This is a genomic window from Enterobacter sp. 6722112, from assembly GCF_058661685.1.
In genome coordinates this window covers 3088802-3103878 of record NZ_JBZWGR010000007.1, presented here as the reverse complement: position 1 = coordinate 3103878, position 15077 = coordinate 3088802, and the positions used below count along the sequence as shown (strand labels likewise).

Below are 15077 nucleotides of genomic sequence, written 5' to 3'. Positions count from 1 at the left end.
TGTTATGGATTACTTCACTCTCTTCGGACTACCCGCTCAATACCCGATCGATCTCCAGGCGCTGACGGTCCGTTTTCAGGATCTCCAGCGTCAGTACCATCCGGATAAATTCGCCAGCGGGACGCAGGCAGAGCATCTGGCTGCGGTATCACACTCCGCAACCATCAACCAGGCCTGGCAAACGCTGCGTCATCCGCTGGCGCGTGCAGAATATCTGCTCTCGCTTCACGGTTTCGATCTGGCGAGCGAACAGCATACCGTGCGCGACACCGCCTTTCTGATGGAACAGCTGGAGCTGCGCGAAGAGCTGGATGAAATTGAACAGGCTAAAGACGAAGCACGCCTGGAAAGCTTTATCACGCGCGTAAAGGGCATGTTCGATACCCGCCATCAGCAGATGGTGGAGCAACTGAACAACGAGACCTGGGACGTGGCGGCAGACACTGTGCGCAAACTCCGTTTTCTCGATAAACTGCGAAGCAGTGCTGAACAACTCGAAGAAAAGCTGCTCGATTTTTAATTTCGGAAGCAATTATGGCCTTATTACAAATTAGTGAGCCTGGCTTAAGCGCCGCACCGCACCAGCGTCGTCTGGCGGTCGGTATTGACCTGGGCACCACCAATTCTCTCGTGGCGACCGTGCGTAGCGGCCAGGCGGAAACGCTGGCTGACGAGCAGGGGCGCCATCTGCTGCCTTCCGTGGTCCACTACCAGCAGCAGGGTCACGCGGTCGGGTTTGATGCCCGCGCTAATGCCGCACGCGATCCGGCCAACACCATCAGCTCGGTTAAGCGCATGATGGGCCGCTCGCTGGCTGATATCCAGACCCGTTACCCGCATCTGCCGTATCAGCTACAGGCCAGCGAAAACGGCCTGCCGATGATCGCGACGTCTGCCGGTCTGCTGAACCCGATTCGCGTTTCCGCTGACATCCTCAAAGCGCTGGCGGCGCGCGCCACGGCGACGCTTGGCGGCGATCTGGACGGCGTGGTAATCACCGTTCCGGCCTACTTCGACGATGCACAGCGTCAGGGCACCAAAGACGCCGCGCGTCTGGCGGGCCTGCATGTGCTGCGTCTGCTGAACGAACCGACGGCGGCGGCCATTGCCTACGGCCTCGATTCCGGTCAGGAAGGGGTGATTGCGGTTTACGATCTCGGCGGCGGGACGTTTGATATTTCAATCCTGCGCCTGAGCCGCGGCGTGTTCGAAGTGCTGGCGACCGGCGGGGATTCCGCGCTCGGCGGCGATGACTTCGACCATCTGCTGGCAGACTACATCCGCGAGCAGGCGGGCATCAGCGATCGCAGCGATGCGCGCGTACAGCGTGAACTGCTGGATGCTGCCATCGACGCCAAAATCGCCCTGAGCGACGCGCAATCGGTCACGGTTAACGTTGCGGGCTGGCAGGGTGAGATCACCCGCAATCAGTTCAGCGAACTGATCGCGCCTCTGGTTAAGCGTACCCTGCTGGCCTGCCGTCGCGCATTGAAAGATGCGGGCGTGGAGGCCAGCGAGGTGCTGGAAGTGGTCATGGTTGGCGGCTCAACCCGCGTGCCGCTGGTGCGCGAGCGCGTGGGCGAATTCTTTGGCCGCACGCCGCTGACCTCTATCGACCCGGACAAAGTGGTTGCCGTGGGCGCCGCTATCCAGGCCGATATCCTGGTCGGCAACAAGCCGGACAGCGAAATGCTGCTGCTGGACGTCATCCCGCTGTCTCTGGGTTTAGAAACCATGGGCGGCCTGGTGGAGAAAGTCATTCCGCGTAACACCACCATTCCGGTGGCGCGCGCGCAGGAGTTTACTACCTTCAAAGACGGCCAGACCGCGATGTCCATCCACGTGATGCAGGGCGAACGCGAGCTGGTGCAGGACTGCCGCTCTCTGGCGCGCTTTGCGCTGCGCGGCATTCCGGCGTTGCCGGCGGGCGGGGCGCATATTCGCGTCACTTTCCAGGTGGATGCGGACGGCCTGCTGAGCGTCACGGCGATGGAAAAATCCACCGGCGTGGAATCGTCCATCCAGGTGAAGCCGTCCTACGGCCTGACCGATGGCGAAATCGCCTCCATGATTCAGGACTCAATGAGCTACGCCGAGCAGGATGTGAAGGCGCGTATGCTGGCCGAACAAAAAGTGGAAGCCGCACGCGTGCTGGAAAGCCTGAACGGCGCACTCGCTGCCGATGCCGCGCTGTTAAGCGCCGCTGAGCGCCAGATGATTGACGACGCTGCCGCGCGCTTAAGCGCAGTCGCCGAAGGCAATGACGCTGACGCAATAGAAGAAGCCATTAAAAACGTTGATAAACAAACCCAGGACTTCGCTGCTCGCCGCATGGACAAATCTGTCCGCGTCGCGCTGAAAGGCCAGTCCGTGGACGAGGTTTAATATGCCAAAGATTGTAATTTTGCCTCATGCGGACCTCTGTCCGGATGGCGCTGTTCTGGAAGCGAAGACCGGTGAAACCATTCTCGATGTAGCCCTGCGTGCAGGTATCGAAGTGGAACACGCCTGTGAAAAATCCTGTGCCTGCACAACGTGCCACTGCATCGTGCGTGAAGGTTTCGACTCGCTTGCAGAGAGCACCGAAGACGAAGACGACATGCTGGACAAAGCATGGGGTCTGGAGCCCGACAGCCGCTTAAGCTGCCAGGCCGCGGTGACCGATGAAGATCTGGTCGTAGAGTTCCCACGTTACACCATCAACCACGCACGCGAGCATTGATATGGGACTGAAGTGGACAGACAGCCGTGAAATCGGCGAGGCGCTCTACGACGCGAACCCGGATCTCGATCCGAAGACCGTACGATTCACCGATATGCATCAGTGGATTTGCGATCTGGAAGATTTTGACGACGATCCAAACGCATCCAATGAAAAAATTCTGGAGGCGATTCTGTTAGTCTGGTTAGATGAAGCAGAATAGATAACATAAACGGGCTGCCTTCAGGCGGCCCGTTTGCTAGTTGCTAATAAGGATAAATAAAATGACCGAAGCGATGAAGATTACGCTCTCCACGCAGCCAGCCGACTCACGCTGGGGCGAAAAAGCCACCTACAGCATCAACAACGACGGTATTACCCTGCACCTGACGGGCAATGATGATTTGGGCCTGATCCAGCGCGCCGCGCGTAAAATTGACGGCCTTGGCATTAAGCATGTGTCGCTGGAAGGCGAAGGCTGGGACACCGACCGCAGCTGGGCGTTCTGGGCAGGCTACAAAGGCCCGAAAGGCACCCGCAAAATCGAGTGGGCGAACCTCGACGAAGCCAGTCAGAAAGAGCTGGAAAGCCGCCTGCAAATTATCGACTGGGTGCGCGACACCATCAACGCCCCGGCGGAAGAGTTAGGCCCTGAGCAGCTGGCGCAGCGCGCCGTCGACCTGCTGTGCGGCGTGGCGGGCGACAAGATGTCTTACCGCATCACCAAAGGTGAAGACCTGCGCGAGCAGAACTACATGGGCATCCACACCGTGGGCCGTGGCTCCGAGCGTCCTCCGGTCCTGCTGGCGCTGGATTACAACCCAACCGGCGATAAAGAAGCGCCGGTCTTTGCCTGTCTGGTCGGAAAAGGCATCACTTTCGACACCGGCGGCTACAGCCTGAAGCAGAGCGCGTTCATGGACTCCATGAAGTCCGACATGGGCGGTGCGGCCACCATCACCGGCGCGCTGGCGTTCGCCATCACCCGTGGCCTGAACAAGCGCGTGAAGCTCTACCTGTGCTGCGCGGACAACATGGTGAGCGGCAACGCCTTCAAGCTGGGCGACATCATTCGCTACCGCAACGGTAAAAACGTTGAGGTGATGAACACCGACGCCGAAGGCCGTCTGGTGCTGGCCGATGGCCTGATCGACGCCTCTGCGCAGAAGCCGGAGCTGATTATCGACATGGCAACCCTGACCGGCGCGGCGAAAACGGCGCTGGGTAACGACTATCACGCCCTGTTCAGCTTCGACGACAAGCTGGCCGATCGCCTGCTGGCCAGCGCGGCGGCGGAAAACGAACCGTTCTGGCGTCTGCCGCTGGCCGAGTTCCACCGCAGCCAGCTGCCGTCCAACTTCGCCGAGCTGAACAACACCGCGAACGCAGCGTACCCGGCGGGGGCAAGCACCGCAGCAGGCTTCCTGTCTCACTTCGTTGAGAACTACCATGAAGGCTGGCTGCACATTGACTGCTCCGCAACCTACCGTAAAGCGGCGGTTGAGCAGTGGTCTGCGGGTGCGACCGGTCTGGGCGTGCGTACCGTGGCGAACCTGCTGACGGCTGAGTGATCTTTTTTGCCGGGTAGCGCTACGCTTACGCGCGCCTTCGGAGTCATCATATTGCCCGGCGGCGCTGCGCTTGCACGGGCCTACGGTTTTGTAGGCCGGGTAAGCGAAGCGCCACCCGGCGTTTTTTGAAGTAGCCAAACTATGTCAGAAACCAAAAACGAATTAGAAACCCTGCTGGAGCAGGCGGCGACCGAACCCGCCCACCGTCCGGCCTTTTTCCGCACGCTGCTGGAATCCACCGTCTGGGTGCCGGGCACCGCGGCGGAAGGGGAGCAGGTTGTCGAAGACAGCGCGCTGGATCTGCTGCACTGGGAGAAAGACGACGGCACCTCGGTGATCCCGTTCTTTACTTCGCTCGAGGCCTTGCAGGAAGCGGTAGAAGACGAACAGGCGTTCGTGGTGATGCCGGTGCGCACGTTGTTCGAAATGACCCTGGGGCAGACGCTGTTCCTCAACGCCAAACTGCCGACCGGGAAAGAGTTTACTCCGCGCGAAATCAGCCACCTGATTGGTGACGAGGGCAACCCGCTCAGCACTCAGGAGGTGCTGGAAGGGGGCGAAACGCTGCTGCTGTCTGAAGTGGCCGAGCCGCCCGCGCAGATGATTGACTCCCTGACCACGCTGTTTAAAACCATCAAGCCGGTAAAACGCGCGTTTCTCTGCTCCATCAAAGAGAGCGCTGACGAAAAGCCTGTTCTGCTGATAGGGATTGAGGCCGACGGCGATATCGACGAGATCATCCAGGCAGCGGGAAGCGTGGCAACCGACACCCTGCCGGGCGATGAGCCGATTGATATCTGTCAGGTGAAGAAAGGTGAGAAGGGGATCAGCCACTTTATTACCGAGCACATCACCCCGTTCTACGAGCGTCGCTGGGGCGGCTTCCTGCGCGATCTCAAGACCAACCGCATTATCTGATTACGGCGGGGTGACCTTCACCCCGTTGCTTCCAGCAGCAGTAAATCCATCAGCAGCACCAGATTCGACTCAAACGACGTTACCCCTGCGGCTTCGGCGGCGAAATGTACCGCTTCGTCATAGAGGGCAAAATGCACGTCCGCCATACCCGCCAGCGTATTGGCCGACGCGCGGGTAAACGCGACGATCGTCATGCCGACGTTTTTGGCGATCCGCGCTTTATCCAGTACCTGCTCCGTTTCGCCGCTGCGTGAAACGGCAATAAACACCTGATAGCGCGCGGCGTTGCTGAGAAAAATATTCCGGCTGTCTCCCGGCCCGGAGATGAACGCCGTTTTTCCCAGCACCTGCAACTTCTTGGTCAGGTACTCGGCAAAAAGGTACGAAAACCCGGCGCCGTAGAGAAAGAAGCTCTCTTTCTGGCGCAGCAGGCTGGCAAACTGCTGGCGTTTGTCCTGAGTGACCCACTGGAAGGTCTGCTGATAGTTGGCAACGAACCGGGTAAAAAGCCCGGGCATTTCCGCATGTTGCTCAGGCTGTACGGTGATATGCGGCGTGTCAGAAAGCAACTGCTTGCAGTGCCAGATAAACTCGCTAAAGCCGCTAAACCCCAGCTTCTGACACAGCCGCATAATCGTCGCGGTAGAGACAAATGTCGCCTGCGCCAGCTCGCGCACCGTGATGTTGCCCACCAGCAATGGATGCTCAGTGAGGTGGGCGAGGACGCGATACTCCGCGCGGGTCAGCGACGATCCGCGCGTTAACAGCGTTGCCAGGCGGTTATCCATTATTTCGCCGGTTCAACCGGCAGATCGTCCCGTGCACCCCATTCACTCCAGGCGCCGTCGTACAGAGTCACGTCATTCGCGCCAAGGGTTGCCAGCGCCAGGATCACCACGCAGGCCGTCACGCCGGAGCCGCAGCTGGCAATAACCGGACGATGCAAATCCACGCCCTGACGTTCAAAAATGGCACGCAATTCATCGGTGGTTTTCAGCTCGCCTTCAAACACCAGATCGCCCCACGGTACGTTCAGCGCCCCCGGGATATGTCCGCGTTTCAGTCCCGGACGCGGCTCGTCCGCTTCTGCGTTGAAACGTGGAGCGGGACGCGCATCGACGATTTGCGCCGTGTTTTCGTGGCTCACGACCAGCACGTCGGTCAGGCGCTTGACCACGTTAGCGTCAAACGTGGCATCAAATTCCCCTTCCGGCAGCGTGACGTCACCCTGCTGAAGCGGTAGTTCGTCGCGCTTCCAGCCTGCAAGTCCGCCCGCCAGAATCGATACCTTTTCCACGCCGAAGTTTTTCAGCATCCACCACGCTCGCGGCGCGGAAAACAGATTACCTTCATCGTAAACAACAAGATGTTTATCTTTGCTGATGCCCAGCTCGCGCATCGCCACGGAAAACGCTTCCGGGCGAGGCAGCATGTGCGGCAGGGGAGAGGTGTGATCGGAGAGGGCTTCGATATCAAAAAATACCGCGCCAGGCAGGTGCCCTGCACGGTATTCAGCGGGAACGTCACGATGCTCCTGGCCCGGAGGGGCCATGCGCGCGTCGATAATCTGAACTTCCGGGTCGTCGCCGTGCTCAATCAGCCAGTCGGCAGCGACAAAATATGAGGTGGACATGGTTGCCTCCATTCTTTTCCGTAAAAAAGGATTGTCGGTGTTTTTTCTGACACCGACAAGCTAACCACGTTCAACTCGCGAGCAAGCCCCTATTTTTTCACCGCTTCACCGTCCTGCCAGGCCTTTTGCAGCGCAGGCCAGTAGTCGCGGTTGGCTTCGATCATCTCATCCAGAATCGCTTTCGCGTGCTCCATGGTCGGCACGGTGCGGTTCAGAGTAAACGCCTGCAACGCTTTCTCGTAGCTGCCTTCGATGGTTGCCTCAACCAGCAGCTGTTCAGAGGCCAGCTGCTGTTGCAGGAGCGTCTGGTGGAACAGCGGCACTTGACCCACGCGGACAGGCTCCGGCCCTTCGGAGGTGATATAGGCAGGCACTTCCACCACCGCATCGTACGGCAGGTTGGTAATCGCCCCGCGGTTTTCCACCATCACCAGATGGCGTTGGCGCAGGTTGAACGCCAGTGAGCAGGCGACATCGACGATAAATTCGCCGTGAACACCTACGTGGAAGGCGTCCGGTAAAATTCCGGTGCGCTGGTACTCTTCGGCGGCGGCAAACAGCTTTTTCTCACGCCCGTTCATCACTTCGTTGGCGCGGGTATAGTCAGGGTTCTGATGCTCCACAATCTGGTTTGGCATCAGGTAGTACTGTAGATACGGGTTCGGCAGGTACTCCGGGAAGTTATCCATAATCGGCTTGATGTTGCGCCAGGTTTTCACCCACGACGGATCCGAGTGCTGCGGGTCGGTTTTCGCGGCATCTTCCGTCAGCAGGCCAAACTTCGCGATATGTTTACGCAGCTCCGGCAGCTTGTCCTCGCCGTCCACCCGCACGCGGGTAAACCAGCCGAAATGGTTGAGGCCAAAATAGTCCACCTCCAGTTTATGGCGATCCACGCCCAGAATGGCGCCCATATTGCGCATCGCGGCAACCGGCATATCGCAGATGTTCAGCACGCGTGCGTTGGGGCGCAGGCGACGCACGCCCTCAGCGACAATCGCCGCCGGGTTGGAGTAGTTCACGATCCACGCCTTTTCGTGCGCGTAGCGTTCCACCCGATCGATCAGCTCTACCATCGGCAGGATCGTACGCAGGCCATATGCCAGCCCGCCGGGTCCGCAGGTTTCCTGGCCGACCACCCCGTGGCGCAGCGGGATCTTTTCATCCTGCTCGCGCATTTTGTACTGTCCGACGCGCATCTGGGCAAAAACAAAATGCGCGCCGCTGAAGGCCACTTCCGGATCGCTGGTGACGGTGAATTTGATGCTCTGGCTGTGGTCGCGAATAACCTTCTCCACCACGGGCGCAATGGTGTTCTGGCGCGCCTCGTCAATGTCATACAGGCGGATCTCTGCCAGAGGGAAATCATGCAGACGTACCATCAGGCTTTTCACAATACCTGGCGTGTAGGTGCTACCGCCGCCGGCAATCGACAGAATAAATGGGGATGTAAACATCTTTAGCTCCTTTCAGAGAAACGTCTCAACGGCTTCTCGCATTTTTTTGACATGCAGCCCGTAGACCACCTGAACGTTGTTACCTTGTTTGATAACCCCTTTCGCGCCGGTCGCTTTCAGGCGCGGTTCGTCGATGATGTCGACGTCCTTCACCGTGACGCGTAAGCGGGTGTAGCAGTTATCCACTACCTCTATATTTTCCCGACCGCCCAGACCCACCACGATGGATTCGCCCAGCTCGTCGTTATTGCCCTTCGCCTGGTACTCCTGCTTGTTGTAAAGGCGTGTCTCCTGGTCCTCATCTTCACGCCCCGGCGTTTTCATGTTGAAGCGCAGGATCAGGAAGCGGAATACCACGAAATAAAGGGCGAACATGATCAGCCCGACCACGATGTACATGGGCCAGTTGGACTTCTCCGTGCCGAGCGGCAGGTTGTAGAGGATGAAATCGATAATCCCGTTGGCGCCGATGGCGTGAACGCCAAACAGCGAGAACAGCATCATGCCGATGCCGGTCAGCACCGCATGCACCACGAACAGCAGCGGGGCGACGAACAGGAAGGAGAATTCAATCGGCTCGGTTACGCCGACCAGCAGCGAGGTCAGCGCCGCCGGGATCAGAATCGCTTTCGCAATCGCTTTACGCTCTGGCTTCGCGGTCATGTACATCGCCAGCGCGGCGGCAGGAAGGCCGAACATCTTGCTGATGCCGCGCGCATCCCACACCACGGTACTGCTGAGCTGCTTCACGTCCGGGCAGGCCATCTCGGCGAAGTAGATATTGCGCGCGCCCTGATAGGTTGCGCCACACACCTCCTGCGTACCGCCCAGTTCGGTATACAGGAACGGCGTATAGACCAGATGATGCAGGCCCGTCGGCACCAGAATGCGTTCAAGGAAACCGTAGATCGCTACGCCAAACGGACCGGACCCTTTGATCGCCAGCGCCAGAGCGCTTATTCCATGCTGTGCGTACGGCCAGAGTTCGCTCATGACCACGCCGAGCAGCATAGAGACAGGCAGCATCACAATCGCGACAAAGCAGTGGCCGGAGTAAATCGCCATCGCGCCGTTAAACTGGACACCGGAATATTTGTTGTACAGATAACCGGAGAGCGCCCCGGTCAGGATCCCGGCGAAAACGCCCATCTCCAGCACCTGGACGCCCAGCACCATGCTTTGTCCGGCGGCTTTCATCTGTTCCGCAGGGGCCAGTTCTCCCTGAAGCTGTAACGTCACGTTCATCGCGTTAATGAATACGATAAAGGTCACCAGCCCAATCAGCGCCGCGTAGCCTTTGTCTCGTGTTGCCAGTCCAATGGGGATCCCGACGGCAAACACCAGCGCCAGGTTGACCAGCACCGACACGGCAGATTTGGCGATCAGCTGGCCGACACTCTGGATCAGCGGGTGGCCGAGAAACGGCAGGTACTCGGCCAGATTGCCGTTACCCAGTACATTCCCGAAGGCGATAAACAGACCGACGATGGGTAAGATAAGTACAGGTCCGTAAAGTGATTTTCCGAAATTTTGTAGGGCGTTCACGGCTCGTTTCATGGCTTTCTCTCTTATTGAACCGCGCACTCGGGGTGCGTCATGGTCATAAAACTAGCAGGCCTGATGCGAGCTTATCCAGCTATCTTCTTGTTTTAAAAACAAATGACGCAAAAGGTAACATGTTACGTTATGCGCTGTGATCGCCGTTCCATCACGGTTTGGCTGCGTGATGCCATTCTGCGAGGTGCTTTCCAGATTATAAAATTGGACTTTTTGTATTAACGAAACTTGCGGATAATACTTATCCGGACGATGACCAACAGGCCCCTCAGGCCAGGGACACAGGATGAAACCGTTTCGCTTAGCTGCGATCTCTCTCGCGCTGCTCACCACCTTTACGCTTGTCGGCTGTGATAACAGCGACGACAAACCTCAGGCCGCTGCCCCCGCAGCGTCTACTGCATCAGAACAGAAAACCCCGGCAAAACCGGATCCTGAAAAGCTGGCTAAGCTGGCCGCGCAGAGTCAGGGCAAGGCGTTGACGCTGCTGGATGCCTCTGAAGTGCAACTCGACGGCGCTGCGACGCTGGTTCTGACCTTCTCTGTACCGCTGGATCCCAGCCAGGATTTTGCGAAAACGGTGCATGTGGTGGATAAAAAAAGCGGCAAAGTGGACGGCGCCTGGGAACTGGCCCCCAATCTGAAAGAGCTGCGCCTGCGCCATCTGGAGCCGAATCGTAATCTGGTCGTCACCGTCGAACGTAATTTGCTGGCGCTGAACAAAGCGACATTTGGCATCGACTATGAAAAAGCGATCACCACCCGGGATGTTGAACCGACGGTCGGATTCGCCAGCCGCGGATCGCTGCTGCCGGGTAAGGTGGTGGAAGGGTTGCCGGTGATGGCGCTCAACGTCAACAATGTGGATGTGAACTTCTATCGCGTGAAGCCGGAGTCGCTGGCCTCGTTTGTCAGCCAGTGGGAGTACCGTAACTCGCTGACCAACTGGGAATCTGACAACCTGCTGAAGATGGCGGAACTGGTCTACACCGGCCGTTTCGACCTCAACCCGGCGCGCAATACGCGTGAAAAACTGCTCCTGCCGCTCAAAGATATTAAGCCGCTCCAGCAGTCTGGCGTCTATATCGCCGTGATGAATCAGGCTGGTCACTATAACTACAGTAACGCCGCGACGCTCTTTACCTTAAGTGATATTGGGCTGTCCGCTCACCGTTATCATAACCGCCTGGACATCTTCACCCAGAGTCTTGAAGACGGTGCGGCGCAGTCAGGTGTGGCCATTACCCTTCTGAACGATAAAGGGCAGACCCTGGCCGAGGCGAACAGCGACGCCGATGGTCATGCGAAACTGGAAACCGATAAAGAAGCCGCGCTGATCCTGGCCAGTAAAGATGGCCAGACGACGCTTCTCGACCTCAAACTTCCGGCGCTGGATCTGGCGGAGTTTGATATCGCCGGTAACCCGGGTTACAGCAAACAGTTCTTTATGTTTGGCCCGCGCGATCTCTATCGTCCGGGTGAAACGGTGATCCTGAACGGCCTGCTTCGCGACAGCGATGGCAAACCGCTTCCCGATCAGCCGGTAAAACTTGACGTGCTGCGCCCGGACGGACAGGTGGCGCGTACGGTCGTTGTGCAACCTGAGAACGGCCTTTATCGCTTCAACTTTCCGCTCGATAGCGGCGCCCAGACCGGCATGTGGCATATTCGCGCGAATACGGGCGATAACCAGCAGCGCATGTGGGATTTCCACGTCGAAGATTTTATGCCTGAGCGTATGGCGCTGAATCTGACCGGGCAAAAAACGCCGGTTTCCCCGCAGGATAATGTCGACTTTAACGTTGCTGGCTATTACCTGTATGGCGCGCCGGCTAACGGTAATTCTCTGCAAGGCCAGCTTTTCCTGCGTCCGCTACGTGACGCGGTGCCTGCGCTGCCTGGCTTCCAGTTCGGTGATATTGCCGAGGAGAACCTGAGCCGTAGTCTGGATGAAGTGCAGCTTACGCTGGACGAACAGGGGCGTGGGCAGGTTACCACCGAAAGCCAGTGGAAAGAGGCGCACTCGCCGCTGCAACTGATTTTGCAGGCCAGCCTGCTGGAATCAGGTGGGCGTCCGGTAACGCGACGCGCCGAGCAGGCTATCTGGCCAGCGGCTGAACTTCCGGGGATCCGCCCACAGTTCGCCAGCAAGGCCGTTTACGACTACCGTACCGATACCACCGTCAATCAGCCGATTGTCGATGAAAACGGCAACGCCAGCTTTGACATCGTCTATGCCGATGCCAGTGGGGCGAAAAAAGCGGTATCCGGTTTGCAGGTGCGTCTGATCCGTGAGCGTCGCGACTACTTCTGGAACTGGTCCGAGAGTGAGGGCTGGCAGTCTCAGTTTGATCAAAAAGATCTGGTTGAGGGCGAGCAGGAGCTAAACCTCAAGGCCGATGAAACCGGTAAAGTCACCTTCCCGGTGGAGTGGGGCTCATACCGTCTGGAAGTGAAAGCCCCTGATGACATGGTCAGCAGCGTGCGCTTCTGGGCGGGGTACAGCTGGCAGGATAACAGCGATGGCACGGGCGCTGCTCGCCCGGATCGTGTGACGCTGAAACTGGACAAGCCATCCTATCAGCCAGGCGATACCATCAACCTGCATATTGCAGCGCCGGCCGCAGGCAAGGGCTATGCAATGATTGAATCCAGCGAAGGACCGCTGTGGTGGAAAGAGATCGACGTGCCAGCAAACGGTCTGGATCTCGCCATTCCGGTGGATAAGGACTGGAAACGTCACGATCTCTACCTCAGCACGCTGGTGGTTCGTCCTGGCGATAAATCCAAATCCGCCACGCCAAAACGGGCGGTTGGCCTGCTGCATCTGCCAATGGGGGACGAAAATCGTCGCCTGGCCATCGCACTGGATAACCCGCAAAAAATGCGTCCGAACCAGACGCTTTCTGTGAAAGTGAAAGCCAGCGTAAAAGAGGGGGCTGTGCCACAGAAGGTGAACGTGCTGGTCTCGGCTGTCGATAGCGGCGTGCTGAACATTACCGACTACGTCACACCGGATCCGTGGGAAGCTTTCTTCGGCCAGAAGCGCTATGGCGCGGACATCTATGATGTTTACGGCCAGGTGATTGAAGGTCAGGGACGTCTGGCCGCACTGCGCTTTGGCGGAGACGGCGATGAACTGAAACGCGGCGGTAAGCCACCGGTGAACCATGTCACCATTATTGCCCAGCAGGCGCAGCCGGTTACGCTTGATGCCAACGGCGAAGGCACCATCACGCTGCCGATTGGCGATTTCAACGGCGAACTGCGTCTGATGGCGCAGGCCTGGACGGAAGACGATTTCGGCAGCAGCAAAAGTAAAATCATTGTGGCGGCTCCGATTATCACCGAGCTTAACACGCCGCGATTCCTCGCAAGTGGCGATACCTCTCGCCTGACGCTGGACCTGACTAACCTGACGGACCAGCCGCAAACGGTGAACATTGCGTTAACCGCAACCGGTAAGTTGTCGCTCGAAGGTGCTCAGCCAGAGCCGGTTAAGCTGCCGCCTGGCGCACGTAGCACCCTGTTTATTCCGGTGCGCGCCCTGGAAGGCTATGGTAATGGTGAAGTGACTGCTCAGGTGTCGGGGCTTCAGCTCCCTGGTGAGACGTTTGCGCCGCAGCAGAAGAGCTGGAAAATTGGCGTGCGTCCCGCATTCCCGGCGCAAACGGTGAATACGGGCACGATGCTGAACCCTGGCGAATCCTGGAGTGCACCAGCACAGCATATCAACGGTTTCTCGCCTGCCACGCTACAGGGGCAGCTGTTGCTCAGCGGTAAACCACCTTTAAATCTGGCGCGCTACATTCGTGAACTTCAGGCCTATCCGTATGGATGTCTTGAGCAGACCACCAGCGGCCTGTTCCCGTCGCTTTACACCAACGCGGCACAACTTAAGGCACTGGGTATTAAAGGCGATACCGACGATAAACGCCGTGCGGCCATTGATATCGGGATCTCCCGTCTGCTGCAAATGCAGCGTGACGATGGCGGTTTTGCCTTGTGGGATAAAAACGGCCCGGAAGAGTACTGGCTGACCGCCTATGTCACGGACTTCCTGGTGCGGGCAGGGGAGCAGGGTTACAGCGTGCCTGCCGAGGCAGTGAATAACGCCAACAGCCGACTGCTGCGCTATTTACAGGATCCGGGGATGATGTCCATCCGCTACAGCGACGACACCCAGGCCAGCAAATTTGCTGTTCAGGCGTACGCTTCGCTGGTGCTGGCTCGTCAGCAAAAAGCGCCGCTCGGTGCGCTGCGTGAAATCTGGGAGCGCCACGCTCAGGCTGCTTCCGGGCTTCCGTTGATGCAGCTGGGCATGGCACTCAAACTGATGGGGGATGCACCGCGCAGCCAGCAGGCGCTGGATCTGGCTCTCAAAACTCCCCGTAACGACAGCCGAAACTGGATGGCGGATTACGGCAGCCAGCTGCGTGATAATGCCCTGATGCTCTCCCTGCTTGAAGAGTACAAGCTGATGCCGGATGCGCAAAACAGGCTGCTGAACGCTTTATCTGAAGACGCGTTCAGCCAGCGCTGGCTGTCTACCCAGGAGAGCAATGCGCTGTTCATGGCCGGACGTTCACTGCAAACCTTGTCAGGCGCGTGGACGGCAACGACCAGCCTCTCTGAACAGACCCAGAGCAGTGATAAAGCGCAGGTAGAAAACCTGAACGGCGACCAGCTTGATGCCTTGCAGGTGACGAATACCGGCACTACGCCGCTGTGGGTACGACTGGACACGACTGGCTATCCGGAGTACGCGCCTCAGCCATCCTCTAATGTCTTGCAGATTGAACGTCATATCCTGGCGACAGACGGCAGCAGCAAGTCGCTCTCTTCTCTGAAGAGCGGTGAACTGGTTCTGGTATGGCTGGAGGTGAAGGCCAGCCAGAACGTGCCGGATGCGCTGGTGGTGGATCTGCTCCCGGCAGGTCTGGAGCTGGAAAACCAGAATCTGGCGAGCAGCAGCGCCAGCTTGCAGGACAGCGGCAGTGAAGTGCAAAACCTGCTGAATCAGATGCAACAGTCTGATATTCAGCACATGGAATTCCGCGACGATCGCTTTGTGGCCGCGGTGCCGGTCAATGAAGGTCAGCCGGTCACGCTGGTTTACCTGGCCCGTGCCGTTACGCCGGGAACCTATCAGGTGCCTGTTCCGATGGTCGAGTCCATGTATGTTCCGCAGTGGCGGGCAACGGGGGCGGCCAGTGGCCCGCTGATCGTTGTTCCGTAAG

11 protein-coding genes are annotated in these 15077 nt (G+C 58.4%); 7 read left to right on the top strand and 4 right to left on the bottom strand.

What is annotated here, in order from left to right:
- The first annotated feature begins 4 nt into the window (after positions 1 to 4).
- The 6 genes from hscB to sseB all read left to right on the top strand — a co-directional run bounded on the left by hscB (position 5) and on the right by sseB (position 5190).
- Positions 5 to 520, top strand: coding sequence for a co-chaperone HscB (hscB, locus tag AC4OVU_RS16205; protein WP_110292901.1), 516 nt, complete (start codon positions 5 to 7; stop codon positions 518 to 520).
- Positions 521 to 534: 14 nt separating this feature from the next.
- Positions 535 to 2385 (top strand): Fe-S protein assembly chaperone HscA, encoded by a 1851-nt coding sequence (gene hscA / locus AC4OVU_RS16200; RefSeq protein WP_023295152.1) that lies wholly within the window; start codon positions 535 to 537, stop codon positions 2383 to 2385.
- Position 2386: 1 nt separating this feature from the next.
- Complete coding sequence (fdx, locus tag AC4OVU_RS16195) at positions 2387 to 2722, top strand: ISC system 2Fe-2S type ferredoxin (protein ID WP_003860652.1); 336 nt, start codon at positions 2387 to 2389, stop codon at positions 2720 to 2722.
- A gap of 1 nt (position 2723) precedes the next feature.
- Positions 2724 to 2924 (top strand): Fe-S cluster assembly protein IscX, encoded by a 201-nt coding sequence (iscX, locus tag AC4OVU_RS16190; protein ID WP_003860650.1) that lies wholly within the window; start codon positions 2724 to 2726, stop codon positions 2922 to 2924.
- A 61-nt stretch (positions 2925 to 2985) separates the two neighbouring features.
- Positions 2986 to 4272 carry an aminopeptidase PepB gene (gene pepB / locus AC4OVU_RS16185; protein WP_039270192.1) on the top strand — a complete coding sequence of 429 codons (1287 nt, stop codon included), beginning with the start codon at positions 2986 to 2988 and terminating at the stop codon, positions 4270 to 4272.
- 141 nt (positions 4273 to 4413) lie between these two features.
- Positions 4414 to 5190, top strand: coding sequence for an enhanced serine sensitivity protein SseB (gene sseB, locus AC4OVU_RS16180; RefSeq protein WP_023325069.1), 777 nt, complete (start codon positions 4414 to 4416; stop codon positions 5188 to 5190).
- 17 nt (positions 5191 to 5207) lie between these two features.
- Here sseB and AC4OVU_RS16175 read toward each other — a convergent pair whose 3' ends face one another.
- The 4 genes from AC4OVU_RS16175 to AC4OVU_RS16160 form a co-directional block, all read right to left on the bottom strand.
- The gene (locus AC4OVU_RS16175; RefSeq protein WP_017692918.1) at positions 5208 to 5978 is read right to left on the bottom strand and encodes a MurR/RpiR family transcriptional regulator; all 771 of its coding nucleotides are present in this window, start codon (positions 5976 to 5978) and stop codon (positions 5208 to 5210) included.
- The gene (gene sseA / locus AC4OVU_RS16170) at positions 5978 to 6823 is read right to left on the bottom strand and encodes a 3-mercaptopyruvate sulfurtransferase (RefSeq protein ID WP_017383536.1); all 846 of its coding nucleotides are present in this window, start codon (positions 6821 to 6823) and stop codon (positions 5978 to 5980) included. Before sseA ends, AC4OVU_RS16175 begins: the two co-directional genes overlap by 1 nt.
- A gap of 89 nt (positions 6824 to 6912) precedes the next feature.
- A complete protein-coding gene (locus AC4OVU_RS16165) occupies positions 6913 to 8280 on the bottom strand; it encodes a 6-phospho-alpha-glucosidase (protein ID WP_032671866.1) in 1368 nt (455 codons plus the stop codon).
- Positions 8281 to 8292: 12 nt separating this feature from the next.
- The gene (locus AC4OVU_RS16160) at positions 8293 to 9837 is read right to left on the bottom strand and encodes a PTS transporter subunit EIIC (RefSeq protein WP_110292900.1); all 1545 of its coding nucleotides are present in this window, start codon (positions 9835 to 9837) and stop codon (positions 8293 to 8295) included.
- Positions 9838 to 10123: 286 nt separating this feature from the next.
- On the opposite strand from AC4OVU_RS16160, the gene AC4OVU_RS16155 reads away from it, so the two are divergent.
- Positions 10124 to 15076 carry an alpha-2-macroglobulin family protein gene (locus tag AC4OVU_RS16155; protein ID WP_110292899.1) on the top strand — a complete coding sequence of 1651 codons (4953 nt, stop codon included), beginning with the start codon at positions 10124 to 10126 and terminating at the stop codon, positions 15074 to 15076.
- Position 15077 lies beyond the last annotated feature (1 nt).